Below are 26,255 nucleotides of genomic sequence, written 5' to 3'. Positions count from 1 at the left end.
AAACCGCTTCGTTGCGATCAGGCCCCATCCTAAAACGCAGTGTGAGCCTACAGTTATAGGAGCACGCTCATGACGATTTTAAACCTCACCCCGGCTCAGCAGGACCTGGTCCACACCCGCTTTCGCATGACCGGCATTCCTGCGGAATTCGCCCACCGCTTCGACGACGATCAACTCGACAACCTCGAGGGGTACGTCGATGGCCATGCTATCAACACCTTGAAGTCGCTTCGCCGTGACCTTGGGCGGTGGTTTCCGTGGTGCCTCGCTCGCGGTATCGATCCGTTCTCGCCGGCGGCTCGCGATGTCCGCGATTTCCTTCGAGCCTTTGGCTGCGGGCGGCACCCAGACTCGCTGCGGCGCATGCTTTCGAACATCAACGTGTTCCTCACTCGTATCGTCGGCGGCCCTAACGTCACGTCCTGTGAAATGGTCCATGCGGAGATCGCCAAGACGGCACGCGCGTGGAGTGGCGACCATCGCCAAGCGCTCGCTATCCGCCGCCGTGGGGACGTGACGCACATCGAAGATGAGCCCGAGCCGTTCTCGATCTCCCGTATGGTCGACGCGCTGGAGCCTTACAGCACGGTCCGCGAAATTCGATCGCGTTTCATTCTTTCCCTCGGGGGCGATACCGGGCGTCGCGCCGCCGAATACATGGCTGCGACCATGGGCGACATCACCGAAGCCGAAAATGGCGAAGGCCTGTTCGTCGTGGTGCGCAGCAAGACCGATCAGGAAGGTGAGGGCATCACCAAGCTGCTTTCGGTGCGAACGATGCGCTTCTACCGGCAGTGGCGCTCCGCCTTGGCAGAACGAGGTGTCGACATCGGTCCCGCCAGCCCCCTGCTGCGGGGAATCAATATGCACGGCACCGTTGGCACGTGCCTTTGGCCGTCCGGCTTTCGCTACGTCGTTCGTTGCGCTGTGCGCGAAGCGCTGCGCCTGATCGACGCGGGGGAGGGCGTCATAGATTACAACGCGATTGCGCTCCAAGTCGGCGGGCACAGCTTCCGCGTCGGTCTTGCTCAAGACCTGGCGCAGGCGGGTGAGGGGATGCCCGCAATCTGTAATGAGGGCGGCTGGAAGGACGATCGTTCAGTGATTAAATACGTTCGCAATATCGCGCCCCAGTCGGGCGCTATGGCGAGGTTGCGCCGACGACTGGGCGACGAATAGCCGAGGGGCATCGGGGCCAGGGGTTAGATCAGGGAAGCGGGGCTGGTGGCTGGTAACCACCAGTGAAAGGAAAAATAGTGAGCAACACCCGTGCTTGGCGTGCGAAGCAGCGCACGTCTAAACCGAACGCGCGTCAGAAGCGAAATGGCCTGTTTCTCGACGCTCATCCCATTTGTCAGGGTTGCGGCGCCTCTCCTTCGGAAGAGGCGCACCACGACCTTCCTCATGGACACCCTGATCGCAATCTCGACCGGTACATGCGGGCGCTGTGCATTCCCTGCCATGCCGCCGTCCATTGGCCGAAAGCGCGTTATCAAAGGCAGCGTTAACCCCGAAGGCGCACCCCGGCGCCGGAGCTACTCTTTCCATCGCGAATAACAGCGCCGGGTGCGATGAACTCGATACCGCCGCGCTCGAGCGCTGACCGCATCTGCGAGATGCTGTCGGGTTGGACAGGCTGTCCAGACTCGAACCGAGCTACGGTCGCGTACCCGATCGCTGCCTGGCGGGCGAGATCGGCAGCGGACCACTTGAGCGCGGCACGCGCCATCCGACATTGCTCTGTATCCATTGATAGAGTTTATCTCACTTGCTTGCTTGTCACAAGCAATCACTGATGATAGAGACTCTATCACTCCACCAGTGGAGCGACCGAACGAGAGGCGTAGGACCCTCCCGCCCGGTCTGACCGAAACGATCGTTAGGAGATCGAATATGGCTTCGAATAGCTTACTGGCACCCGTGCGCCCGGCCAACCCCGAAGAACGCGATTTGGCAGCGTCCATGACCCGTCGCGCCATACTCGGCGGCGCCATTCTCGCCCCGGCAATCATCGCATGCGCTACGTCGGCAGTGGCGACGGCGCCCGTCGTATCGCGTGCAAGATGGGATCGGCTGGTCGCAACGTTTCACGCCACTGACACGAAAATGAGGGCAATCGGCATCGAGCACACTGTGGCGTTCGAGCGATATTATGCCGAAAGGGACAAGATCGGGGAGCGCCCAGTTGCACCGGACCGCCCGGCTTTAAAATATCCCAAGCCGATCGAGCAGATGACGATCGCTGAGATAAAGGCGACACCGGTCGAGCCCTCGGCAGGCTATGCAGCATACGAGGCTGCGCTTGCTTCATGGCAGGCCGAGGCCGAAGAGTTGGCAGCAGCCATCACCGGCGACGTGGATGCCCGTTGGGAAGCCGCTGTCGATGCACAGGATGCTGCGGCACAAGCAATTTTCGCTGAACCCATACCGGACACTGCGGCCCTACTGTTCAAGATCAATCTGGTCGAGGAAGAATATCGCGGCTGCGATCCCAGCGACAAGGTGACCAAGCTGGTATTTGAAGACGTTCGCCGCCTCATGAGCAGGGGCGCAGCATGAAGGCGCTGACCCGCCCGATCATGGGCACCGGCCTGACCGTTGGTGGCGCTGTGGCGATTTTAGCGGCAATGCCGGCCTTCTGGTCTGTTTTCGCACTTGTGTTTGTGGCGATGCCGTCATGAGCGCCGCTATCAGTCACACCGGGATCTGCGCGACCGACCCCCATCGCGGGTGGCTCGCCGATCGCAACCAAATCCTAGCGGCGATCAACAAGGAAGGTCTCCACACCGATGAGCAGATCGACGATCTTCTCAAGATCATGGTGGCGATCGAGAAGCGCATAAACGACACGCCAGCGCGAACGTCCGATGGACTCGTCGCAAAAATGGTACTCGCCTTTCAGATGACCGCAGAGGGGCACGAGCTCTCCGAGAAGGCGGCGGCGGATATTGTCCGCGAGGCGCAGTGTCTGCTGGACATCGGCAGCCTCGCTGGTGCGTCCGACGAGATCCAGATGCGGAGGGCGGCATGAGCCAGATGGAGCAGGTCCGCCCGGCGCCAGAAACCTTCGATCCCGCCGCCTGGCTGTCCGCGCTGGTGGCGATCGGCGGCGGCTACGCTCTGGCGTCTGGCCGCAAGCTCTGGTTCGTCGTGCAGGATTGCCCCGCGGACGAGTTGACCACCGTCATGTCGCACATCGTCGGCAACCCCGAACGCGTCGAGGCGGTGCGATGGACGATCGAGCGCCGGCAAGCTGGTAAGGTACTGTGATGGGGCATCCCGTCCACACAGTCCATAAATGGGGGCATCGGCGCCGGTCGATGAGCCGAACCCGCCACCGGCCGTGGATGCGGCCGAGCGACCCGCGCTACGCCAACGCGCTGCTCGCTCGCATCCCCAGCCTACCACGAGCCGCACTCGCGCATCTGACCATGCTGATGATCGACCGGCTGGACGAGATCGACGGTGATTCCGATCTCGAAGAACTGCGCGACGACGACGAAGATACGAACGACCAAGAGCAGGAGGACGCTTACGAATAGCCCCGCGAAATGGGAGCCGGCACCGTCCCGCGCTCCACAGCATCAGCCCGTTGCTCGTCACAAGCGGGTAGCGGGCTTCGACCGCGTGCACCGCTTTGAGGATAGCCATGCCCTTGCGGCCAGCTACGGGGCCGATTGGTGGATACCGATCTACCGTCGTGCTTTTCCGACGCTGATGTCGGCCGTCGCGATCGATCATGACGGCTGGGCGCAGCGGGCCGGGATCGACCGCCTGCTCACCTTGGCATGCGGCCGGACGTTCACGGTCGATGAGAAGATCAGGACGCAGGATTGGCCCGACGTGCTGCTCGAGCGCTGGTCGGACGAGAAGCGCCAAGCGCCTGGTTGGGTCCAGAAGCCGCTCGCATGCGACTTCATCGCCTATGCGTATGCGCCGGCCGCGACCTGCGTGCTGCTCCCGGTCCCGGCATTGCAGCGTGCATGGCGACAACACGGGCGGCAGTGGATTGGGCTCTACGGCCAGCGGCGCGCACAAAATCGCGGCTATACGACCATCAGTGTGCCGGTGCCACGCGGGGTCCTTATGCAGGCGATCGTCGAGGCTATGTTCGTCTCATGACCGTGCCTTGTGGGTGTACCCATGCGCGACGCCCAAGACGCTGCCGCGGATCGTCTCGACAGGGTGGTCGCGGTACTTTCGATACGCATTCTCGAATGCCCCTAAACTCATAAAGAACAGGATCGCCATGCTCGTCGGCTATGCCCGCGTTAGTTCGGCCGGCCAGTCCCTCGACGTCCAGATCGAGGCGCTGACCGCGGCCGGTTGCGAGAAAATCTATTCCGAGAAACGCAGCGGAAGGACGGCTGTTGATCGGGTTGAGCTTGCACGCACGCTCGACCAGTTGCGATCGGGCGATCAGCTCGTTGTGACACGTCTGGATAGGCTCGCGCGCTCGGTTGGGGACCTGCATCGCATCCTCGAGCAGGTCGCGTCCTCGAGCGCCGCTTTCCAATGTCTGCAACAGGGCGGCGTGGACACAGCCACCAGCACCGGGAAGCTGATGTTGGCAATCTTGGGCGCTGTCGCCGAGTTCGAGAACGACATTCGTCGTGAGCGTCAGCGTGACGGGATCGAGAAGGCGAAGGAGCGCGGCGTCTATCGTGGGCGCCCCGCGACTATCGATTACAAACGGGTAGAGGCGCTCTCGACGGCAGGGAATGGACCTGCTGCGATTGCGCGCTCTCTTGGGATTTCGCGTGCCAGCGTCTACCGCCTTATGGCCCGTCGACCTCGAAGCTAAATGCGCAAAGGGCCGCCCCTGCGACGATTGTCGGCCGGTTTGCTGATGGCTGAACGGAAATTCCGTGTTCGTGGGGCATGCATCAACCGTGTGGTTTGTGATAAGTCGCGAGCAATGATTAGGCAGGAACCCGCGACGGCGCTCATCACCATCCTTAACCAGGTGGATGAGCAAGAAGATATTGAAGTTAAAACCGTCACCGGCGAAGATGTTGGTCGCTCGGTTTTTGAAACGATCTGCGCGCTGAGTAACGAACCGGATCTCGGGGGAGGGACTATCCTGCTCGGCGTATCGCGAGACGAATCGTCGCTGTTCCCTCTATATTCCGCCAACGGTGTCGGTAACCCTGACAAGCTCAGCCTGGACATACAGTCCTTTTGTTCGAGCGCGTTCAATTCGCCAATTCGAGTGGACATCAAGACTGAGGCCGTGGGCCGCGCGGCGGTCATTCGGATCGATGTGCCCGAGCTGCCAAAGAGCCATAAACCCGCATACTTCCAGGCGACTGGCCTTCCGAAAGGCGCTTGGCGCCGGATCGGACCATCCGATGTTAGGTGTAATGATGACGATCTTTCCACATTCTACATCGGTCAATCGCACGAGGCATATGACACTCGGCTCGTGAAGGACGCGGATGCCGCCGATCTGGATGTCGAGGCTATCGAGAGCTACCGCATGGCCCGCGCCGAGACGTCGCCCGATGACGAGCACATTAAGTGGACGGACACCGACCTGCTTTACGCGTTAGGCGCTACCCGAAAGATTGAGGGCAAATGGCGTGTGACCATCGCGGGCATGCTGATGTTCGGCCGCTCACAGGCGATCAGACGATGCTTTCCGACGATGCGTGTCGACTACATCCGAGTTCCAGGAAACCAATGGATTCCCGATGCTGCAGCGTCCTATGAATCGCTCGACATGCGCGGTCCGATTATCCGCCTAATCCCCAGGGTGATCAGCGCAATCCTCGACGATCTGCCCCGGACATTCGACGTCGGAGACAGCCTATCAGGGCAGCGGACGGAGACCCCCGCAATACCGTATCGCGCAATTCGCGAGGCTGTGGTGAATTCGCTGATGCACCGTTCTTATGAAGGCTTTTCCCCGATCCAGATCATCCGGTATGCCAATCGCCTTGAGATAAAGAACGCCGGATACTCGTTGAAATCGCAAGATAGGTTCGATGACGCAGGCTCCGAGATACGCAATCCGACGATTGCTGCCATGCTGCACGAGACACGCTTCGCGGAAACCAAGGGTAGTGGCATTCGTGTGATGCAAAAGCTGATGGTTGAGCGCGGGTTGGCAAGTCCAACTTTCAACTCAGATCGGGAACGGTCGGAATTTTCGGTGTCATTTCTCTTTCACCATTTCCTTAATGAAAGGGACTGGGACTGGCTTCGTAGCTTTGCCGAATTCAATCTGAGCGAAGAACAATTGAAGGCTTTAATATTTGTTCGTGAAGTCGGAGCGATCGATAATTCGCGATACCGTAGCTTGAACAGCGTCGATACGCTGACTGCCAGTAAAGCGATGAGGAGCCTATGCAATCATGGCCTCCTCGCCGCCCGGGGCGCCGGAGTCTCGGCTCATTATCTAGCCGGCGGGGAAATGATCAGGCGGGAGAGTGAGCAGGCCAGGATGGCAACCATCCCAGTTAGCGCTCCTACCTCGGATGCTACCATCCTAGGTTCGAAGCTGAGGGTGGAGGATTTACCATTGAAAATGCGCACCCGAGTGCGAACAGCGTCTATGATGGCACGCCTCGAGGAGCCTTTCGCGCGCGACGTCATCTACGAAATTTGTAGGTGGCGCCCAATGACCGCTGCCGAGCTCGCCGACTTGCTGAACAAGAACCGTGACTACCTGTCTAGCAGGTATGTTGGCCCGATGGTCGCGGACGGTTCTTTGAAATACACTATCGCCGAGATGCCAAAGCATCCTGACCAGCGGTACATGGCGGGCGATAAGCTTAATTCTAAAGCGCCACCGAAGTAAGCGGCTTTCCTCCGTTTTACGCCGGTGGGGCTAATTTTCCCATATCCGTTCCGCCTTATTGCCCGCGGTCGAACGTATCGCTTGGGCTGCGCGCATCGCCTTCCTTATGGTGCTCGGTCTAGACGGTCGGCGCCGGGTGCGTCTCGGTCCCAGCGTTCTCGGCCAAGCCCCTCTTGCCCAGCTCGGTCTGGTCGATGCCGTTAATCAACTCGCACAAATCTTTTCCCGCCTTGAACCAAGGAATGCGCCGGGCATTTACTTCGACGGGCGCACCGGTGCGCGGGTCACGACCAGTACGAGCGTCGCGCGCCCGAGTTGTGAACGACCCGAAGCCGCGCACTTCGACTCGTCCGCCTTCCGCAAGGTGCGTCGTAATCGCATTGAAGAATGCGCCGACGGTCGCCTCGATGTCGCGCGCCGATAGATCGGGGTGCTGCGCTGCCAGCAGCGTGATGAGATCGGTACGGACCATGTTCGGGCTCCTTGGATCAGAGGGCGGATAGGCGGCGGAGGCTTAACGTCGGCCGAATTCCCATAGGGCAACGGGCGTGACGGTTGGGTGTGTGCCGTGGCGCATCCCGCCGCGGATGAAATATCTCACCTTGCCAATGTCGTCGGTCGCGATCGCTTGGACCTCATCCACTGATACGAGACGCATCCCGGCGAGCCAAACCGCCAACCCTTGGAAATCCCAGTCGTCGCGCTCCCCGACGCCGAAGATGTCGAGCGGGCTCCAGCCCAGATCTAGCGCATGCCGCGCCCAACCAGCGGCGGCTAGCATGAGCGCATCGCTTACGATCCCTTCCCAGACGTCGGGCCGCGTGATGATCGGTGCCGGCGCTTCTTTCAGCACACGCAGGCCGGCGAGGATGTCGGCCGGAAGGGAGCCAGGGTCATTGATGATATGGCACTCTCCCGCGGGGGGGATTTTGGGCAAAACTCCCCCGCCCGAAGAATTTATGTTACGCAATGACTTAGCGTATGAAATCGATGCGGGCGGGGGAGTTAGAGCCGCCTCCAGCGACGGATCTATGGGAAAGGGAATATTTTCGGATTTCTGGAAATGAATGTCCCCCTTCACGTATAGAGAAGAAGAAAAGCCCCCCAACTCCCCCTTAGCCGTCTGCAAGCTTCTGCTTAATGTGGATATTTCATCGGGGGGGATTGGCGGGGGAGTCTGCGCCAACTCCCCCCTTTCGGGGGGTACTCCCCCCGCATTCCCCGCTCGGTGGCGATGGTTGAACCTCATCGGATCGCCTTCTGCTCGATGAAGTACGTGGCGCTGTCCTTCTTCTTGCTGTCAGTGACAGGCTTCCTGCGAAGCGTCAGAATGCGGTCGCCGCTGTCAATGGCGCGCCCGACCAGCGACTTCAGCCGGAACCCTGCTTCCTGTGCGCCGATTTGCCCCCCCTGCAGGGTGCCGCCAACTGCTGCGCCCAGCGACGCTCGGAGCTGATCGATCTTGCGACGTGTGTCGTAATACGCCGTCAAATCGACGGTCATCGGATCTAGCTTCGGAGGATATTCCAGCATCTTGGAGAAATCCGCGGCTTTGAAGCAGCATCGAGGATCCGCAAGCGGCCCGGCACCCTTGTTCGGGAACTTGTCCCACAGCGCATTGAGCACCTCGCGAGTACCTTCTGCCTCGGTGTCCTCGTCTTCGTTGCTGCGAAGCAGGTCCTGAAAAGCGAAGGACGGCACGTCTTGGCCCTGCTCCCGCCGCCGCTTGGCCCACTCGTTGAAAACGCTCTCGATGGGGCCGCCGACGATCTGGTCCCAGAGCTTGAAACGGGTAGACGAGCCTGGCCCGGTGCACGGGACCAGCAGGATCGAATAGAGCGCGTTGAGGATTGCCCCGCGATGATCGAGCGTCCAGCCAATCGGATCGGAGTGGACAAAATCCCTGTTTTCCGGATCAGGCCTGCTGATTTCTAAGACAACGCGTAGGACGCGTGACGCCATGTCGCCGACACCCGCTATGCTGTTACCTGTGAAGACCAGTGTCGGGGTCGTGATGACCGTCACAATGCGCGATTCGTTCAATACGCGGTCGGTCATCTCCGGAGAGGTGAGGGAAGCCTCGATATGAGGGCAACGGATAAGCGTTCCGCGGCTGATATTATCGAAGGGCAGCATCGCTCTACCGACCATGAACGCCGACACGAGTCCTTTGCGGCGCTCGTTAGGGTCGTCCGACCAAGCCGCTGCCGCTGGTCGCACACCCGTAACGGCAACGTGGGACATAATGACGGTGGTCGTCTTGCCGCCCCCTCGCTGTCCCGCATCGATGATGTAGGCCGGTCGCTCGGCGAGCAAGTGACGCTGTATTGTCTGCGCCGTCATCGCTATGATCACCGCCTTGCCAGCGGGGCTCGTCTCGACGTCGACGAGCCAGTCGTTCATCAAGAAATCGATGCAATCGACGGCATAGTTGAGATCAACCTCCTCGGGCGCAGGCATCGCGGCGTGCAACTCGTCAGGGATGCGGAAGATGACCTGCCGGCGCGCGTCGAGCCCACGTCCCGTGAGGAGCTTCTGATTCGGCAGCACAAGGGGCAGCGTCACCAGCGCGGAAACACGCGGCAGTTTGCTGTCCATCCACGTGAGGTAAGCCTTGCCGTGGGGCTCGGGGATGCGGACGGCGTAAGTGTCGCCCTCCTTGGTCTGGCGCTCAATGCGGACAAACTTCTCTATCTCCAAAGCCGCATCGAGGTACTCGGCTGGCAGCAGTGCCGCTTGTGGGGGCACAGGGATCAGCGACAGGGTATCTCCTCGCCGTTGCGCTGCATCCTCAGCCTCGGTCAGCAACAGATGCAAGCCGCCGGGCGAGGTTTCTCGAATCAGTCCGAGGCGACCATCCGAAAGCCGAAATGGCGGTTCCGGAATGTCGATCGCGCATAACCTGGCATCGACCGCTCTAAGCGTGGGGCCTAGTTCGCCCGCTGTCGCCGGTGCTTCTAACGTCAGTCGATCGCCCTCGCTCGGTCGGCCGATAAGTCGCGCCGTGGAGCTGGCTTCACGCGCGATTTTCTGGGCGCTTTCCAATTCCTTCCGGACCGACCGCTTGCCGGCACCGCTGCGGAGCGCGGTTGCGGCGACGACGGCATCGAAGTCGGTTGGCGACAGCACCGCACTAGCCATCAGCCGCTTCACGTCCGCGATAACCGCTGCTGGCTCACGTTCGCCCACGACTCTTTCGATGACCGCGCGATCTGCGATCAGCTTAAGGGATGCACCACCGCGAGCGAAGGTGTTGATGATAACCTTGCCGCTGGCATTCACGAAGAGCTTGGCCCTACAGCGTCCCGTGTCCGGTTCCATCGGATCGGCCAGCGTCTCGTGGTCGAAAGTCGAGGGGTTGGCGAGGACCTCCCCGACGGTTGCCACGCTGGCATTGTCGAAATGGAGCTCAATATGAGGGTACAGCTTGCCCTGGTGGCGAGCAGCAACCCGCTCGCGGGCTTCGCTTTCGGAGACGCCGATCGCGCGGAGCTTGCCGACCTCAGCAGCGTCGACCGCTTTGTGGATCGGCGCCGCGCGTACATCGGCTTCCTCGCGCGCCGTCGCGATCATATCGTCGAACAATGCCGTCTCGCTCGGCGAAAGGTCGGGTATCGCTGTCCGACTATTTAGCAGCTTGCCTCGGGTGACAGCGCTCGAGCGCGGCTCTTGAACAAGCGGTTCCACGACCTGCGGAGGCCCCTCGAACACCAGCCGCTCGGGGCTGCCTACCGCTATGTCGATGATGCTGCGCTCCAGCAGCTGCCCCGCGCGGCCGACGAGAATATGACCAAAGCCGGCAAGCCAGCACCGCTGATGCAGCGCTTTCGTGGCGCGCGGGATGTCGGCGGCATCGGCTACCGCAAGATAGAGGTGGCCGCCGGCCTTATCGAAGCTGATGCCGGTCGCAGTGTTCCTTACGCCGGATGAGGTGGACGGCCGCCAGACGCGCGACGCCGCGAGGATGTCGGGCGCGACTTCGCCGAGTACCGCATCGAAGCCTTCCGACTGGATGCGAGCGAGCAGGTCGGCCGACATACCCTTGGTGTCGAAGTCGAGCAGCATGAGCCCGGGCCGACCGTTGGGAAACTGGATGAATTCGAGCGTTCGCGAAATGGTTGCTACGGCGACGGGCTCGGTGAGCTCGGCATGGCGGACAATCCGGGCGCGCCCATGGCTATCCAGGGCGTCTGGTTTGACGGTCCCCAGCGCGATCGCTTCGGCCTCGCCCAAGCCGCCGATCAGGTCGGCGAATTCCTCCATATTCGCGATGCTGATCGCGCGAGCCTCGCCATGCGACATCCTGCACGCACTGCCATCGGACACGAGCGCACCATCTTCATCGGCAGACAGCCGCTTGGTCAACGGGCCTCCTTCCTTGCGGAAGACCGTAAGCGTTATCGCGGGACGCTCCACCGGCGCTGCGGCATCGCCCTCTATCAGGGGCATGGTGAGCGCCATCATGCGTGGCCTCCTTTAACCGTGCTGAGCAGGATCGGGCGGCCAGGCGCGAGCTTCTGGATCAGCGCGACCCATTGGAACTCGTGTGCAAGCCGCGTTTCGATGATCACCGCGTTCTTGCCGCCGACCGCGGGAGCAGTCCCGGCCGCGTAAATCTCGGCAGTCGGCGCGCTTGAGACGACGGTGAAGGCGCTGCATTTCCGAACGAGACGGCGAAGCGATGGCATGTGGAAGCCATCGGGTCCGACCGACTGTTCTAGGTCATCACCTATCAGCACGATCGCCGGGCGGGTGCTTTCCTTCGGGATCGCGAATGAGCCCGCGTCCTGTCCGACGAATAGCATCCCTACGCGATGGTCGCGCACCGCGAGCAGGACGGGGTACAGATGCGGGGGAGCTTGCTCCATCGCCGTATCTAGCCGCGCCGTGGTGGCGCTGGCGTGGAAAACGCCGCTCACAGGAACACCTGCGGGGCGCAGAGCGCTTCGTCCACAAGAGGCGGCGTTGACCAGTCGTCGACTACCCACCCGGTACCCCAGTTCAAGCCGCGGGCATATGCTTGCGCGATCTCCCGATCTTCAAACCATTCTTCGGGATTGCCGTAGGTGGTGAAGAGGGACGGGGAGATGGTGACATCATAGCCGTAGGGCGCATCGAGAATGGCGATACGCATCGGGAAAAGGCGCAGCTTCATGCGACGCCTCCCGCGAATACGAGGGCGGCGTGGATCGTCGCGAGCGAATGCGGCATGCCGCAGGTCGCCGAAAGATATTGAATCCGGTAATCGGTAAGGCTATATTCCTGATTGTTGCTGTTGATGTAATTTGCGGGGGTCGGCGTGCCAGCGCCGGCCTTTCGCGTTTTACGACCGCTTGTCGCTGCTGCTGTTGCCATCACCGATCACGCCGCGACCTGAAATTTATCATTCTCGGCGGTTGAGGCGATACGACAGGTATCGCGCCATTCGGCTATGTCATCCGGGTCATAAAAGACGCGGCTTCCGATCTTCAGATGCTTGGGCCCAAGATTGTGATGAGCGCGCCACTTCTCGAGCGTGTGAGGCTCGACGCCGGCGTAAGGAGCCGCCTCGATGGTATTCAGGAGCGGCTTGAGGTTGTCCGTCAGGACCGCCTGTGCCGCGCGTGGCTTATTTTTGGAAGTCATTCATTCCGCCTCCCGTTCCCGGCCCGACAACTGCGTCGGGCTTCGGGGAACGCGAGGGAACGCTGGGTGATTCGCACGATTAGACGGGAGAACTTCCGCAAATCGTGCAAGGGGCCTTCAGACAAAACATAACAAAAACAATATGTTGTCGAATTGCCGACGCACTATTCGTGCGAGCATTCGTGTTTTAATCGTGTCCGGCCCGCGCCTTCGTGGCCTTTTCTTCAAGGAATTTATCAAGCTGCTTTTGGATCGTTCGCGCATCGTTTGGCCCGTTATACGTGCCGCGCCAGTGTCGCTTTACCAGGTCAAGCATGAGCGCAGCACTGAGCTGGCTCATGGCGTTCGAATGCGCCTCGAAGATGGCGCGCATGTTCGGAAGGATCGGATGCCGCTTGGCTCCAGGCCTCAACTGCGTGCGCAGCGTGATAGCGACTTGCGGGACGACTGGTTCTATCGGCGAGCTCCCCGATCCGACCGCTGGCTGTGGATCCGGCGGGGTCCTGATTGCGACCTCAAGAGCGCCCAGCCCCACAGCGTCTACGAATAAGAGCAACATTTCCCGCGGCCGCCGATAAGCGCTGGTGGGCCGTTGGGGATCGAGCGTGCAGTCCTCGAGCAAATGCTCCCAATTGCCGGCTACCCACCAAGTGCGCGGCCGCGCCGTATATTCACGCGGATCGCGCCGACTGGTGGAAATGACCAAGGCTTGCGCTTCGGCCGCGGCTATGATGCGATTGATGACGGCTTCGGATCGTGAACGCGCGCCGGCAGTCCTGTCCTCGGCTTTCTTCCGGTCCTCATCTTCGTATCGGGAGAGCTGCGCCGCGTCTTCGCCATCGGCGGGGCTCCACAGTTTCTTTTTTGGTTCGAGGACGCGATGGCCGGGATCGTCTGACTGCCAGTTCGCTCCAAACATGGCATGCCCAACGCGCTCGATGGCTTCGCCGAGGAATATGTGGCCCGTATTGCCCAATGGCCATTCTGCGCGCCCGCCTGGGGACCAAAAACGCTTTCGATGCAACGAATTGAGCCCCACCCGGTCGACGAACACGTCCGAGCCTACACTTGCAATTCTTAACCGTTTCTCATGCGGCGCCAGTGGGTCGATCTTGCAGTCATAAAAGACGTGCTCGAACCCGGGATTAATAAACCACTTCGCGGGCAGGCGAAAAAGTCCGTCCGCTGTCGGTATCAGTACACTCCTCAAGGGCGAGTCGAACGGTACCGGGATACGCAACTCAATGTCTTTGGTCTGGGCTTCTCGAGTGAGAGCGTCGAATACCGAATGGATGCGGATCCACGCGTCGCGATCGGCTTGCCCGCCCTGGTTGGAAGCAATGTCACGCTTTGACATAAACGGACGGGTCATATCCTCGTCCCGCCACGCTTGACCGTGCAATTGAGCTCCGAGAAGAAGAACGGCGTTGGGTAGGTAGACCGAATCGCTTAGATCGTCTCTCCAGCACGCGCGTGACCGCTCCGACCAGAACTCGCTAGGCCGTTCACGCCAAACCGCCGCGCAATTGCGATGGCTGTAAATCATCGAACCACCTTTTACGATGGTCGGAGCCTCGGGCGGTGGAGGGGCTCTTCGAACGGGCGCAACGATAGCGTGCTCCCTTCCGCCGTCCCGACAACTCGATCGATCCGCGGAAATGTTCTCGGGAGTTTTATTCATGCCGACGCTGCGATCGGAATGACGTTCGATGCCGAAGCGACACCCGTGACCAGGGTATTGAGCCACGAACCCCACGTTTCGAGCGCGCGAGTCTTCTCGGGCAAATACTCCCACAGATTGTAAATGCCCTTGATACCCTCGGCTGATCCGCCCTGATGATGATTGATGACGCGCTCGTTCACCTCAATGCTGAAGCCGAGCTGCTGTAGTTGGGTCGTTCCTGTTCGCCTGATGTCGTGGATACGCCAAGCGGGGAGGGTAACCTCGTGTCGGTCCTCCCCCGCTTCGTCAGCGCGCTCGTCCGCCGTCCGCTGCAAGATGCCGAGCATTTCCTTGTCGAGCACGGCCTTGATGTCGCTGAAGTTGCTGATCGCGGTCGAACCGGTCGAGGAGGGGAACGCATGGCCCCGCTTTTTCCATGCCAAGCTGGTCAGGATGGAGTGCGTAAGGGATGAAATCGGCACGATATGGTCATGCTTGTTTTTGGTCCGACTCCCGGGGAGGTGCCAAACGCCCCTGTCCGATACAATCTCGGGCCATTGTAACTCGGCAACTTCGGACCGGCGTTGCAACGTCGCCATGAGCACGCGAACGAAATGGCCGCGGGGATGATCGAGCTTGAAGGTGGCTTCCCACAGAGCCGACAGTTCATCCGGAGTTAGAACGCGCCTGCGGGGCTTGGCTCCCCCCGGGACGGCCATCTTGGCGAAGGGAGACCGCTCGATGTCATCACGCTTTTCGGCCCAGGCGAACATCTTGCGGGTGACCGCATACACGTTCCGCTGCAGTGCTGGCTGGGATCGCAGCTTGTCGAACACCGAGTTTAGATCGGAAACGGTGATCTTGTTGAGAGGTTGTGCGCCGAGGATCGGGGCGACGTGAAGTTCGAGTTGTCGTTTCGCATCTTTCCACGACGAGCCCCATTCGGGCTCCAGATAGCCTTTGGCGAACGTCTCGACGTAACTAGTGAAGGCTAGCGTGACGGCATCCTTCCGACGCTTCTTCTCCGCATCGACGGGATCGATCCCCTGGCCGACGAGTAGCGCCAGTCGCTCCGCTTCGTCCCGTGCTGAGGCGGGGCTCCAGGGATCGCCATGGCTTCCAATCGTCCAGCGCTTGGTCTTGGCCTCCCGTCCGCCGACCCTGTACTGATAGACATAAGATCGGCGCCCAGCCGGAGTGATCTTTACGCCAAAGCCGCGAAGTTCGTCATCCCACAAAAACTGGTCAGACGCGCCCACGAGCAAGGCGTTCACGGACCTTATTGTGATCTTTCCCGACGCCACCAATCTGCTCCACAGCAATCACCTAGCAATCACGATACGGGGAGTTTGGGGGAACATCAAGGAAACATAGGGAAGGATGCTTCTGACAGGATCGCCACTCGCGCGGCGAGTCGCGCAGGATGCCGTAATCTCGCACAAGACTACGAATCTGAGGGTCGGGCGTTCGAATCGCTCTGGGTGCACCACCTATTTCCGCCGGATGGCGGGCGATGAGCCGGGACAGAAATGTCCCGGCTTTTTTGCGTTCTGGGGGTGTCGGTGGGGGCACATCCTCAGCGTCCGAGGTCACCCCGGCCTCGTGCCGGAGCCCACCGTGCCACGCGCGCTTGGCGGGCATGCTGTGCGGCAGGGTGGACCCCGGGACGAGCCCGGGATGACGAAGATGGGTGAGGTGTCGCGCTATGAAAGCGCGGGCTTCGTGGGCCCGCTGTGCGGCACGGTTGGCCCCGTTACGAGCCCAGGCTGATGTAGCGGGGTCAGGGCAGCAGGTGTGTCGCTGCGGCAACCGCCGTGAGCACGTGCTCGGCATATTCGCGGCGGCAGATCAGCAGATCGGGGAGCAGCGGGTCGCGGCAATTGTAGACCAGCGGGCTGCCATCGATTCGCGACGCGAACAGGCCGGCCGCCAGCGCGACCGCGACGGGGGCGCAATTGTCCCATTCATATTGCCCGCCGGCGTGGAGGTAGATCTCGGCATCGCCTTGCACCACCGCCATCGCCTTGGCGCCGGCCGAGCCCATCGGCACCAGCTCGGCGCCGATCGCCTCGGCGACCGCGAGCACGACCGGGTGCGCGCGCGAGCGGCTGACGACCATGCGCGGGCGCTGTGGGGCTGCGGCGAACGGCTGGCGTGGATCGTCGGTCGCGAAGACGCGCTGGACCGCTGGCAGCGCGACGGCGCCCGTGACGGGCACGCCGTCGATTGCGAGGCCGATGTGGACCGCCCAATCCTCGCGCCGTTCGCGGAACTCGCGCGTGCCGTCGAGCGGATCGACTACCCAGACGCGTCGCGCGGCGCAGCGCAGGCCGTCGTCGGCAGCCTCTTCCGACAGGACGTAATCATCGGGGCGCGCTTCGTGGAGCAGGCGGAGGATCAGCGTATTCGCATCCGTGTCGCCGCGGTCGCCCAGTTCGGCATCCGGGCAGGCCCCCGTAACGCACAGGTCGCGCAAGAGCTCGGCGGCGGCGAGGGCCACAGAGCGGGCGAGTTGAGCGTCGGTCTGCTGGCTCACAGGTCGTGACTCCATACGCCCATGATATGCTCGACGATCCGCTCGGCCGCCGCCTCGGGGCTCTCGCGCGTGGTGTCGACGCGGATGTCGGGATGCTGGGGCGCCTCATACGGGCTCGAGATGCCGGTGAAGTTGGCGATCTGGCCGGCGCGCGCCTTGGCATAGAGGCCCTTCACGTCGCGCGCCTCGGCCTCTGCCAGCGGCGTGTCGACGAAGATCTCGACGAATGCCTCCGGCAGCATCGCGCGCACCATGTCGCGCTCGGCGCGGAACGGCGAGATGAAGGCGGTGAGAACGATCAGCCCGGCATCGGTCATCAATTTGGCGACCTCGCCGATGCGGCGGATGTTCTCGACGCGGTCGGCATCGGTAAAGCCCAGATCCTTGTTGAGCCCGTGCCGCACATTGTCGCCGTCGAGCAGGAAACTGTGGCGGCCGAGCGCGAACAGCTTCTTCTCGACGAGATTGGCGATCGTCGATTTGCCCGAGCCCGACAGGCCGGTGAACCACAAAAGCCGCGGGGTCTGACCCTTCTGGTCGGCATGCGCGGCGTTGGTGATGTCGATCGCCTGCCAATGGACGTTCTGCGCGCGGCGCAGCGCGAAATCGAGCATCCCGGCGGCGACTGTCGCGTTGGTCGCGCGGTCGATCAGGATGAACCCGCCGAGATCGGCGCCATCGGCAAAGGGTTCGAACACGATGTCGCGGTCGGTATAGACCTCGGCCACGCCGATATCGTTGAGCCCGAGCGTCTTGACCGAAAGCTCGGCGAGCGTGTTGACGTCGATCGCGTGACGCGGTTCCTGGACGGTCGCGCCAACCGTCTGCGTACTGAGCTTGAGCCAGTAGCTGCGCCCCGGCAGCAGCGGCGTTTCGGACATCCAGACGAGCGTCGCGCGGAACTGGTCGGCGACTTGGGGCGGCGCGTCGGCGAGCGCGATGACGTCGCCGCGCGAGCAATCGACCTCGTCGGCGAGCGTGAGCGTGACCGACTGGCCGGCAACCGCCTCGGGCAGATCGCCGTCCATCGTCACGATCCGCGCGACGGTCGTGGTGCGGCCCGAGGGCAGGATGCGGACCGGATCGCCGGGGCGGATGCTGCCGCTTGCGATCAGGCCCGAGAAGCCGCGGAAATCCAAGTCTGGGCGGTTGACCCATTGCACCGGGAGCCGGAACGGGCGGGCCTGGGCTGCGTCGGCCTCGACGTCGATCGTTTCGAGATGTTCGATCAGCGTCGGCCCATCGTACCACGGCATCGCGGCGGAGGCGCTCGCGACATTGTCTCCGGCAAAGCCCGAGATCGGGATCGCGGTGAAGCGCTCGATCCCGATCGCGCTGGCGAAGGCGCGATAGTCGGCGACGATCGTGTCGAATACCGACTGGTCGTACTCGACCAGATCCATCTTGTTCACCGCGAGCACGACGTGGCGCAGCCGGAGCAGCTTGACGAGGAAGCTGTGGCGGCGGGTTTGGGGCAGCACGCCCTTGCGCGCGTCGATCAGGATCACCGCGGCGTCGGCGGTCGAGGCGCCGGTCACCATGTTGCGCGTGTATTGCTCGTGGCCGGGCGTGTCGGCGACGATGAACTTGCGCTTTTCGGTCGCGAAGAAGCGATAGGCGACGTCGATCGTGATGCCTTGCTCGCGCTCGGCGGCGAGGCCGTCGACGAGCAACGCGAAGTCGATGTTCTGGCCTTGCGTGCCGACGCGCTTGCTGTCGGCCTCGAGCGCGGAGAGTTGATCGGCGAAGATCGCGCGCGAATCGTAGAGCAGTCGGCCGATCAGCGTCGACTTGCCGTCGTCGACCGAGCCGCAGGTGATGAAGCGGAGCAGCGACTTGTGCTGGTGCTGCAGGAGGTAGGCGTCGATATCCGAGGCGATGAGGGAGTCGGGGGCATATTCGTCACCCCGGCGAAGGCCGGGGTCGCCGGATGGCGGCGGGGTGGCCGGCGTTTCGCGCTCCAACGCGGCGGCTCCGGCCTTCGCCGGGGCGACGAGGTCTGGCTTGGCGCCCATCAGAAATACCCCTCGGCTTTTTTCTTCTCCATGCTGGCACTCTGATCGTGATCGATCGCGCGGCCTTGGCGTTCGGAGGTGGTGGTGAGCAGCATTTCCTGGATCACTTCAGGCAGTGTCGTCGCTTGGCTCTCGACCGCGCCGGTCAGCGGATAGCAGCCGAGCGTGCGGAAGCGGATCGAGCGATCGACCGGGACTTCGCCGGGCTCGAGCCGGAAGCGGTCGTCATCGACCATCAGCAGCATCCCGTCGCGCTCGACCGTCGGGCGCGGTGCGGCGAGATAGAGCGGGACGATCTCGATCTGCTCGGCGAGGATATATTGCCAGATGTCGAGCTCGGTCCAGTTCGACAGCGGGAAGACGCGGATGCTCTCTCCCTTGGCCTTCTTTGCATTGTAGAGGTGCCACAATTCGGGGCGCTGCGCCTTGGGGTCCCAGCGCTGGCTCGACGAGCGGAAGCTGAAGATGCGCTCCTTGGCGCGGCTCTTCTCCTCGTCGCGCCGCGCGCCGCCGAACGCGACGTCGTAGCCGCCCTGCGTCAGTGCTTGCTTGAGACCTTCGGTCTTCCACATGTCGGTGTGGCGGCTGCCATGGTCGAACGGATTGATCCCCTGCGCGACCGCGTCGGGGTTCTGGTGGACGATCAACTCCATCCCCGCTTCTGCAGCCGCGCGCGCGCGGAGATCGTACATTGCGCGGAATTTCCAGGTCGTGTCGACATGGAGCAGCGGGAAGGGCGGCTTGCCCGGAAAAAACGCTTTCCGCGCAAGATGGAGCATCACCGCCGAATCCTTGCCGACCGAATAGAGCATCACCGGGCGCTCGGCCTCGGCGACGACTTCGCGCAGGATGTGGATGCTTTCGGCCTCGAGCCGCTGGAGGTGGGTGAGGGTCGTCATGCTGCGTTGCAGATAGTGCAGAAACGCCGCCGCGCGATCAACTTATCCTGTTGGCGTCTAAAGCGCGCTCACGCCTCGGCGTTGCGCTCGACCGAGTCGAGGATGCGGGCTCCCGCCATGAACACTGCGATCGGGCAGACCGCGAACAGCAGCCAGCCACCGATGCCGGGATATTGCGAAAGATAGTGCACCCCGCGCTCGACCGCGCCGAGCGCGAGCGCGTAGATCACCGCAAAGGCTTCGAACTTGGTCTTGATGACGAACAGGCTGGAGATCTTGGTCCACATGCAACATTGATAAGCAAGGAGCGGGCCAAGCGCTGTTTCGCGTGGGTTTTCGTGTACGAAGATGGTTACCTGTCAGTTAACCCGACACCCGGGATCAGGTGCGGGCGACGTGGCTCACGACGAAATCCTCGCTCACGCGCAATGCATCGGCGGTGGCGTGATCGAGCACCACGCCGCCGTCGCACGGACGGACATTGCCATAGGCGCAGCGGAACTCGGCGAGTCGGCCGTGCGCGACAAGCGCGGGATCGCCGCCATCGCCGTCGAGCGCGACGATCCGCGACGACCGCGCATCGCGCACGGTGCGGACCTGGTCGGTCTTGGCGATCATGGTCGGGCCGCCGTCAAAAATATCGACATAGTTCTCGTAGGCGAAGCCTTCGTTCTCGAGCATGCGCATCGCCGCGCGGCCCGAGGGATGCGGCAGGCCGATCACCGCGCGGGCGCTTTCGGGGAGCATTGCGATATAGACCGGGTGTTTGGGGAAGAGGTCGGCGATGAATTGGTGGCCGCGCACCGCGTTGAATTGATCGGCGTCCTGGAAGTTCATCCCGAAGAAGCGCCCCGCGAGCCCGTCCCAGAAGGGCGATCCGCCCGCTTCGTCGATGATCCCGCGCAGTTCGGCCAGCACGCGATCGGCAAAGCGCGCGCGATGTGCCGCGATGAACAGGTAGCGGCTGCGCGCGAGCAGCATGCCAAGCCCGCCGGCGCGCTCGCCGGGATGGAGGAACAGCCCGCCGACTTCGCTGCAGCCCTCGAGATCGGTGGTCAGCCCGAGCATGTCGGCGCGGAAGGTGCGGCCGAGCTCCTTGCTGTGCTGCGTCAGCGTGCCGAGGCGATAGCTGTAGAACGGATAGCTCTGCCCAACATGCGTGAAGATCTGGCAGGTGCCGCGCACCTCGCCGGTTGCGACGTTTTCGAGCACGAGCACGAACAGGTCGTCGGCCTTGCCATCGTCGCTGCGGGCGAAGGCGGCGGCGCTGCGATCGAGCTTGGCCTTGAGCGCGGTGCGATCGGGCGGAAGGTTGGTGAAGCCGCCGCCGGTGAGCTTGGCCATTTCGTAGAGCGGCTGGAGATCGCTGTCGCGCGCGGCGCGGATCACGTGAGTCACAATAAGCCCTTTTCGGCAAGGCGCAGGATCGTCAGCGCCGAGAGCGCGGCGCGTTCGGGGAGCGAATCGACGATGAGGAATTCGTCGGTCGAATGGATCGCGCCGCCCCGCGCACCCATCGTGTCGACGACGGGGACGCCGCACGCGGCGATCGTGTTGCCGTCGCACACTCCGCCAGTCGCGCGCCACGCGATATCGAGGCCGAGCGCGGCGCCGCATTCCTTGACGAGCGCGAAAAGCTTGGCGGCGCCTGGGTCGATCGGTTTTGGCGGGCGGTTGAAGCTGCCGTGGACCGCGATGGTCACGTCGTGCGCGGCGGCGACTTCGGCCACCAGCGTGTCGATGGCCGCCTGCGCGCGCGCGATTTCGGTATGGTCGGCGGGGCGGAAATTGATTCGCAGCACGGCGTGATCGGGAACGACGTTGTTCGGCCCGCCGCCCTCGATCCGCGCGGGATTGACCGCGAGCGCGGGCGAGCGGACCGCGAACAGCCGCACCGCGAGGTCCGACGCCGCGACGATCGCGTTGCGGCCTTCGTCCGGGTTGCGGCCGGCATGCGCGCTCTTGCCGGTGACGACGATCGAGAAATTCCCAGTGCCGCCGCGCGCGCCCGCCAGCGTGCCGTCGGGCAAGGCTGGTTCGTAGGTCAGCGCGGCGAGTTTGCCGCGTGCCGCGCGCGCGATCAGCGCCGAGGAGGAGAAGGAGCCGGTTTCCTCGTCGGCGTTGATGACGACTTCGTAGCCGATGCGCGCTGCGAGCGGGCTCGCCTCGACGGCCTTCAACGCCGCGAGCATCACCGCGAGCCCGGCCTTCATGTCGGCGACGCCCGGGCCGTTGAGCGTGCCGTCGTCGCGGAAGGTCAGCGTCTGGAAGGCGTGGTCGACCGGATAGACCGTGTCCATGTGGCCGGTCAGCAGCAGCTGCACCGGCGCATCGGGGCGGACGACGAGATGCAAATGCTTGCCGTGATCGAGCGTGGTGACGGTCCCGTCGGCGGCGACGCTCTCGGCGGTGTCGCCCGTGACGAGCGCCAGTTCCCCCGGCAGCGCGCCGAACGCCGCCGCGAGCTGTTCGGCCACCGCCGCCAGCCCGGCCAGATTGCGCGTGCCGCTGTTGATCGCCGACCAGGCCTCGACCTGTTCCAGCATCGGCTGCGTCGCGACATAGGCGACGGCCGCGCGGTCTGTTTCTGTCATCCCCACCATAGGCTCGGTCTAGCCGGTCTGCGCGGTACGCTCCACCCCTGGCACCGCGTCAGGACAGATGCGGCGCGAAGGCAGCGAGGACGTCCTCGTACAGCGTCTTCTTGAAGGGGACGATGACGTCGGGGAGCGTCTCGGGGCGGATCCATTGCCAGGATTTGAACTCGGGATGCTCGGTCGCGATGTCGATATCGGCGTCGCTGCCAAGGAAACGGTAGAGGAACCAGCGCTGCCGCTGCCCGCGCCACTTGCCTTTCCAGACGCGGCCGACGAGCTCTTCGGGCAGATCGTAGAACAGTTCGTGCGGCGCGGCGGCGATCAGTTCGACATGCTTAGATGCGATGCCGGTTTCCTCGCCGAGCTCGCGCAAAGCGGTGGCCTCGGGGTCCTCGCCATCGTCGATCCCGCCTTGCGGCATCTGCCACGCTTCGACTTCGGCATCGATCCGCTGGCCGACGAAGACGAGGCCGTCGGCGTTGAGCAGCATGATTCCGGCGCAGGGGCGATAAGGCAGGGTGGTGGGGTCGGTCATTGGGGACTTTCGTTAGGAAATCCTCCCGCGCGGAACGGGGGAGGGGGACCCTGAGCATTCAGCGAGGGGTGGAGGGGGGCTATCCGCGAGCGGTACGCGTGTGACGGCCCCCCTTCACCACCAGCCTGAAGGAGGCTGGCTGTCCGCCTCCCCGGTTCCCGGAGGGGGGGATTAAAGGGCTTCGGCGATCAGCGTTTTTGCGGCGGCCAGCGCACCAGCGACATCCTCCGCCGAAGACGGGATCGCTTTGCGCAGCGTGATGAAACCGTGGATGTTGCCGACCGCCTCGCGGAAGACGACCGGAACGCCCGCCTCCGCCAGTGCCGCGGCGTAGGCACGGCCCTGGTCGCGGATCGGGTCGAGGCTCGCGGTCACCACGACCGCGGGTGGCATGCCCGCAAGGTCGCCCTTGAGCGGCGACGTGCGGATATGCTCGGCTTCGGCCTGATAGGCGGCGTTGAACCATTCCATGCTGTCGCGCGTCAGCAGGAAGCCGTCGGCGAACTGCGTGTAGGATGGATACTCGCGGCTCGTGTCGGTCGCGGGATAGAAAGGCAGTTGCGCGATCACCGGCACCGCCGCGGGCGCATCGCGCAGCGCCATCGCGGTGACGATCGCGAGATTGCCGCCGGCGCTGTCGCCGCAGACGATCAGGCCGGTGACCGACCGACCGAGCGCCTCAGGGCTCGCCGCCGCCCAGCGCGCCGCCGCCTCGCAATCGTCGGGTGCGGCGGGCCAGGGGCTTTCGGGCGCGAGGCGATAATCGACCGCGAGCACGGGCAAGTCGAGGCTGCGCGAGATTTCGGCGCAGAAGCTCGCATGCGTGTCGAGATCGCCGATCACGAAGCCGCCGCCGTGGAAGAACAGGACGAGCGGCCCCGCCGCGCGCGTCGCAGCGGTGTCGAACAGCCGCGCGGGAATGTCGCCGGCGGGGCCGGGGACCTTCAGGTCGGTGATCGTCGCGAGCTCACCGACCGGCGGATCCGCAATGTCCTTCATCGCGGCATAAGTCGCGCGCGCGGCGGGTGCCTCGAGCTGGTGCATCTTGGGGCCGGGAATATTATTGAGGAAAGCGAGGAAGCCCGCGACATCGGGGCGCACATACGGATCGGTCACGCTGCTCTCCATCTGGTCTATGCCGTGTTTGCTCCTACCTAGGGGGGATGATCGCGGTCGTCCATCACCCAGCCTATGTTGCGAACGGCCAGGCAGCCAACCCGAGCCAGCTCAGCAAGAATGCCGCGATCCGCGACCTGCTGCGCACGCATGGGAGCGCGATCGACTGGCACGAACCCGAGCCGATGCCGCTCCACTGGCTCGAGGCGACGCACGATCCCGGCTATGTCGCCGAAGTGCTCGAAGCCCGCGTGCCGCGCGAGAAGGAGCGGCGGATCGGCTTTGCGGTGACGCCGAGCGTCGCGGCGCGCGCGCAGGTCGTGCCGGCGGGCACGTGGCTCGCGGCGCGGCTCGCGCTCGAGCGTGGGTTTGCCGCCAACAGCGCGGGCGGGAGCCATCATGCGCTCGCCGAGACCGGCGCCGGCTATTGCGTATTCAACGATCTCGCGATTGCGGCGGTGCGGCTGGTCGAGGAAGGCGATGTCGCGCGCGTGCTGATCGTCGATTGCGACGTGCATCAAGGTGACGGCACGGCGGCGCTCACCGCCGGCCGGCCGGGAATCGCGACCTATTCGATCCATGCCGAGAAGAACTTTCCGGCGCGGAAAGCCCGTTCGAGCCTCGACGTGCCGCTTGCCGACGGGATCGGCGATGCCGCGTATCTCGCGACGCTCGAAGCGACGCTGCTGCCGCTGATTCGCGACTATCGGCCCAACCTGATCCTCTATCAGGCAGGGATCGATCCGCTCGCGGGCGACCGGCTCGGTCGGCTCGCGCTGACACCCGAGGGGCTTGTTGCGCGCGACCGCTTCATCGCCGAAGCCGCCGCAACGCGCGGCATCGCGCTCGCGAGCACGGTGGGGGGCGGGTATGGCGACGACGTCCGCGCGCTCGCCGCGACGCATGTCGCGGTGATCCTGACCTTGGGGCGCGCATATCACGCGGCGCGGGCCACTCCGGGAACGATGGCGCTCCCGTCAAGTTGAGCATGACGGAAGCGGGGCAGGGTGCCTAAAGAGGTGCCGCTCCCGTTCGTTTGTGAGGCAACGCTTGACCGATTCCGTTCTTCTCTGGCTGCGCCGCGACTTGCGACTGGCCGACCAGCCCGCCTTGCTCGCTGCGATCGAGGATGGGGCGGTGATCCCGGTCTACATCCTCGATGACGACACGCCGAAACACTATGCGATGGGCGGCGCGTCGCGCTGGTGGCTGCATCACAGCCTCGAAAGCCTCGACGCCGCCTTGCACGCGAAGGGATCGCGGCTGATCCTGCGGCGCGGGGTGTGCGATGTCGAACTCGCCAAGCTCGCAGAGGAAACCGGGGCGAAACGCGTCCATGCGATCCGCCATTTCGAGCCATGGTGGCGCAATGCCGAGCGCGCGGTGGCGAAGCGGCTTGATCTGGCGTGCCACGACGGCAATTATCTCGCGCCGCCGGGCTCGGTGACGACGGGCTCGGGCGGGCAGTACAAGATCTTCACGCCATTCTGGCGCGCATTGAAGTCGACGCTGCCGCCGCCCGAACCGACGCGCGTGCCCGCGCATATCCCCGCCCCGACGCACTGGCCGAAGAGCGATTCGCTGGCCGACTGGGATCTGCTTCCGACCAAGCCCGACTGGTCGACCGGGTTCGGCAAGGAATGGACGCCCGGCGAAAAGGGCGCGCACAAACGCCTGAAGGCGTTCGCGGATCATGCCGACCGCTATGACGAGATGCGCAACCTGCCCTCGGTCGAGGGCAGCTCGCGACTGTCGCCGCATCTGCATTTCGGCGAAGTGTCGGCGGCGCAAGTGTGGCACGCGGTCGCCGATGCGGGGGGCTCGGTCGATGTCTTCCTCAGCGAGATCGGGTGGCGCGATTATGCGCAGACCGTCATCCAGCAATATCCCGATTATGGCACCAAGAACGGTCGCGACGCGCTCGATGACCTCGCCTGGCGGACGGGCAAAGCCGCCAACGCCGATCTCGAGGCGTGGCAGCAGGGCCGCACCGGCTATCCGATCGTCGATGCCGGGATGCGCCAGCTGTGGACGACGGGCTGGATGCACAACCGCGTGCGGATGATCACCGCGAGCTTCCTGATCAAGCATCTGCTGATCGACTGGCGCAAGGGCGAGCGCTGGTTCTGGGATTGTCTGGTCGATGCCGATTACGGATCGAACGCGGTCAACTGGCAATGGACCGCAGGCACCGGGATCGATTCGAACATGTTCGTGCGGATTATGGCGCCGCTCGTCCAGTCGCCGAAATTCGATGCCGGGGACTATATCCGCGAGTGGGTGCCCGAGCTTGCCAGCATCAAGGGCGATGCCGTCCACGATCCCGAAGAGGCCGGCTGTCTCCCGCGTGGCTACCCCGCAAAAATCATCGGGCATCGCGAGGCACGCGAGCGGGCGCTCGAGGCGGCACGCCAGGCGCGCTGAAAATCCCGTTGCGGTACGCGGGCATGGATGCGAGGGGGCGCGC

General features: G+C 63.5%; 27 protein-coding genes and 1 pseudogene. 11 read left to right on the top strand and 17 right to left on the bottom strand.

From position 1 onward, the window contains the following. Positions 1-69 precede the first annotated feature (69 nt). The 9 genes from E2E30_RS08935 (at position 70) to E2E30_RS08895 (ending at position 6,802) form a co-directional block, all read left to right on the top strand. A complete protein-coding gene (locus E2E30_RS08935) occupies positions 70-1,179 on the top strand; it encodes a tyrosine-type recombinase/integrase (RefSeq protein WP_133189120.1) in 1,110 nt (369 codons plus the stop codon). Positions 1,180-1,893: 714 nt separating this feature from the next. Then, a complete protein-coding gene (locus tag E2E30_RS08925) occupies positions 1,894-2,559 on the top strand; it encodes a hypothetical protein (RefSeq protein ID WP_133189119.1) in 666 nt (221 codons plus the stop codon). Further along, positions 2,556-2,681, top strand: a complete 126-nt coding sequence (locus E2E30_RS21130; RefSeq protein ID WP_272482947.1) for a hypothetical protein — start codon at positions 2,556-2,558, stop codon at positions 2,679-2,681. The genes E2E30_RS08925 and E2E30_RS21130 overlap by 4 nt, the downstream gene beginning before the upstream one ends. Next, the gene (locus tag E2E30_RS08920; protein ID WP_133189118.1) at positions 2,678-3,031 is read left to right on the top strand and encodes a hypothetical protein; all 354 of its coding nucleotides are present in this window, start codon (positions 2,678-2,680) and stop codon (positions 3,029-3,031) included. Before E2E30_RS21130 ends, E2E30_RS08920 begins: the two co-directional genes overlap by 4 nt. Then, positions 3,028-3,270: a hypothetical protein gene (locus tag E2E30_RS08915; RefSeq protein ID WP_240699083.1), complete on the top strand. Its 243-nt coding sequence runs from the start codon at positions 3,028-3,030 to the stop codon at positions 3,268-3,270. Before E2E30_RS08920 ends, E2E30_RS08915 begins: the two co-directional genes overlap by 4 nt. A 50-nt stretch (positions 3,271-3,320) precedes the next feature. After that, the gene (locus tag E2E30_RS08910) at positions 3,321-3,542 is read left to right on the top strand and encodes a hypothetical protein (protein WP_133189117.1); all 222 of its coding nucleotides are present in this window, start codon (positions 3,321-3,323) and stop codon (positions 3,540-3,542) included. An 85-nt stretch (positions 3,543-3,627) separates the two neighbouring features. Continuing rightward, a complete protein-coding gene (locus E2E30_RS08905; protein WP_240699082.1) occupies positions 3,628-4,122 on the top strand; it encodes a hypothetical protein in 495 nt (164 codons plus the stop codon). A 127-nt stretch (positions 4,123-4,249) separates the two neighbouring features. Beyond that, positions 4,250-4,804 carry a recombinase family protein gene (locus tag E2E30_RS08900; protein ID WP_133189116.1) on the top strand — a complete coding sequence of 185 codons (555 nt, stop codon included), beginning with the start codon at positions 4,250-4,252 and terminating at the stop codon, positions 4,802-4,804. Positions 4,805-4,849: 45 nt separating this feature from the next. Continuing rightward, positions 4,850-6,802 carry an ATP-binding protein gene (locus E2E30_RS08895; RefSeq protein ID WP_165954488.1) on the top strand — a complete coding sequence of 651 codons (1,953 nt, stop codon included), beginning with the start codon at positions 4,850-4,852 and terminating at the stop codon, positions 6,800-6,802. Positions 6,803-7,001: 199 nt separating this feature from the next. On the opposite strand, the pseudogene E2E30_RS08890 reads toward E2E30_RS08895, so the two are convergent. From E2E30_RS08890 to E2E30_RS08810, 17 genes and pseudogenes are all read right to left on the bottom strand, one after another. Continuing rightward, a pseudogene (locus tag E2E30_RS08890) lies at positions 7,002-7,274 on the bottom strand (HU family DNA-binding protein); the annotation flags it as partial. A gap of 42 nt (positions 7,275-7,316) precedes the next feature. After that, positions 7,317-7,988 (bottom strand): hypothetical protein, encoded by a 672-nt coding sequence (locus E2E30_RS08885; protein WP_165954487.1) that lies wholly within the window; start codon positions 7,986-7,988, stop codon positions 7,317-7,319. Between the two features lie 59 nt (positions 7,989-8,047). Beyond that, positions 8,048-11,266, bottom strand: a complete 3,219-nt coding sequence (locus tag E2E30_RS08880) for a hypothetical protein (RefSeq protein WP_133189112.1) — start codon at positions 11,264-11,266, stop codon at positions 8,048-8,050. Further along, complete coding sequence (locus tag E2E30_RS08875) at positions 11,263-11,721, bottom strand: hypothetical protein (protein ID WP_133189111.1); 459 nt, start codon at positions 11,719-11,721, stop codon at positions 11,263-11,265. The genes E2E30_RS08880 and E2E30_RS08875 overlap by 4 nt, the downstream gene beginning before the upstream one ends. Further along, a complete protein-coding gene (locus tag E2E30_RS08870) occupies positions 11,718-11,957 on the bottom strand; it encodes a hypothetical protein (protein WP_133189110.1) in 240 nt (79 codons plus the stop codon). Before E2E30_RS08870 ends, E2E30_RS08875 begins: the two co-directional genes overlap by 4 nt. Further along, entirely contained in the window at positions 11,954-12,157 is a 204-nt protein-coding gene (locus tag E2E30_RS08865) for a hypothetical protein (RefSeq protein ID WP_133189109.1), read from the bottom strand. Before E2E30_RS08865 ends, E2E30_RS08870 begins: the two co-directional genes overlap by 4 nt. 6 nt (positions 12,158-12,163) lie before the next feature. After that, a complete protein-coding gene (locus E2E30_RS08860; RefSeq protein ID WP_133189108.1) occupies positions 12,164-12,427 on the bottom strand; it encodes a helix-turn-helix domain-containing protein in 264 nt (87 codons plus the stop codon). A gap of 187 nt (positions 12,428-12,614) precedes the next feature. Beyond that, the gene (locus tag E2E30_RS08855; protein WP_133189107.1) at positions 12,615-13,799 is read right to left on the bottom strand and encodes a hypothetical protein; all 1,185 of its coding nucleotides are present in this window, start codon (positions 13,797-13,799) and stop codon (positions 12,615-12,617) included. A 305-nt stretch (positions 13,800-14,104) separates the two neighbouring features. Further along, on the bottom strand, positions 14,105-15,364 hold the full coding sequence (locus E2E30_RS08850) for a tyrosine-type recombinase/integrase (protein WP_165954486.1): 1,260 nt from the start codon (positions 15,362-15,364) through the stop codon (positions 14,105-14,107). Between the two features lie 506 nt (positions 15,365-15,870). Continuing rightward, positions 15,871-16,626 (bottom strand): 3'(2'),5'-bisphosphate nucleotidase CysQ, encoded by a 756-nt coding sequence (locus E2E30_RS08845; RefSeq protein WP_133189105.1) that lies wholly within the window; start codon positions 16,624-16,626, stop codon positions 15,871-15,873. Further along, positions 16,623-18,641, bottom strand: a complete 2,019-nt coding sequence (gene cysN, locus E2E30_RS08840) for a sulfate adenylyltransferase subunit CysN (protein ID WP_240699081.1) — start codon at positions 18,639-18,641, stop codon at positions 16,623-16,625. The genes E2E30_RS08845 and cysN overlap by 4 nt, the downstream gene beginning before the upstream one ends. Next, positions 18,641-19,540 carry a sulfate adenylyltransferase subunit CysD gene (gene cysD / locus E2E30_RS08835; protein WP_133189104.1) on the bottom strand — a complete coding sequence of 300 codons (900 nt, stop codon included), beginning with the start codon at positions 19,538-19,540 and terminating at the stop codon, positions 18,641-18,643. Before cysD ends, cysN begins: the two co-directional genes overlap by 1 nt. Before the next feature lie 68 nt (positions 19,541-19,608). Beyond that, positions 19,609-19,827, bottom strand: a complete 219-nt coding sequence (locus E2E30_RS08830) for a hypothetical protein (protein WP_133189103.1) — start codon at positions 19,825-19,827, stop codon at positions 19,609-19,611. Between the two features lie 94 nt (positions 19,828-19,921). Next, positions 19,922-20,938 (bottom strand): arginine N-succinyltransferase, encoded by a 1,017-nt coding sequence (locus E2E30_RS08825; protein ID WP_133189102.1) that lies wholly within the window; start codon positions 20,936-20,938, stop codon positions 19,922-19,924. After that, a complete protein-coding gene (locus E2E30_RS08820) occupies positions 20,935-22,143 on the bottom strand; it encodes a hydrolase (RefSeq protein WP_206365670.1) in 1,209 nt (402 codons plus the stop codon). Before E2E30_RS08820 ends, E2E30_RS08825 begins: the two co-directional genes overlap by 4 nt. Before the next feature lie 49 nt (positions 22,144-22,192). Beyond that, complete coding sequence (locus E2E30_RS08815; RefSeq protein WP_133189100.1) at positions 22,193-22,672, bottom strand: RNA pyrophosphohydrolase; 480 nt, start codon at positions 22,670-22,672, stop codon at positions 22,193-22,195. A 171-nt stretch (positions 22,673-22,843) separates the two neighbouring features. Next, positions 22,844-23,800 carry an alpha/beta hydrolase gene (locus E2E30_RS08810; protein ID WP_133189099.1) on the bottom strand — a complete coding sequence of 319 codons (957 nt, stop codon included), beginning with the start codon at positions 23,798-23,800 and terminating at the stop codon, positions 22,844-22,846. Between the two features lie 35 nt (positions 23,801-23,835). On the opposite strand from E2E30_RS08810, the gene E2E30_RS08805 reads away from it, so the two are divergent. Together E2E30_RS08805 and E2E30_RS08800 are read left to right on the top strand one after the other, a co-directional pair. Further along, positions 23,836-24,774 (top strand): histone deacetylase family protein, encoded by a 939-nt coding sequence (locus tag E2E30_RS08805; protein WP_133189098.1) that lies wholly within the window; start codon positions 23,836-23,838, stop codon positions 24,772-24,774. A 64-nt stretch (positions 24,775-24,838) separates the two neighbouring features. Continuing rightward, positions 24,839-26,212 (top strand): cryptochrome/photolyase family protein, encoded by a 1,374-nt coding sequence (locus E2E30_RS08800; protein ID WP_133189097.1) that lies wholly within the window; start codon positions 24,839-24,841, stop codon positions 26,210-26,212. Positions 26,213-26,255 lie beyond the last annotated feature (43 nt).

Origin of the sequence: Sphingomonas sp. AAP5 (assembly GCF_004354345.1) — a bacterium.
Taxonomy (GTDB): Bacteria; Pseudomonadota; Alphaproteobacteria; order Sphingomonadales; family Sphingomonadaceae; genus Sphingomonas; species Sphingomonas glacialis.
The sequence above is the reverse complement of the archived record's forward strand: the minus strand, read 5'-3'. Positions and strand labels throughout refer to the sequence as shown.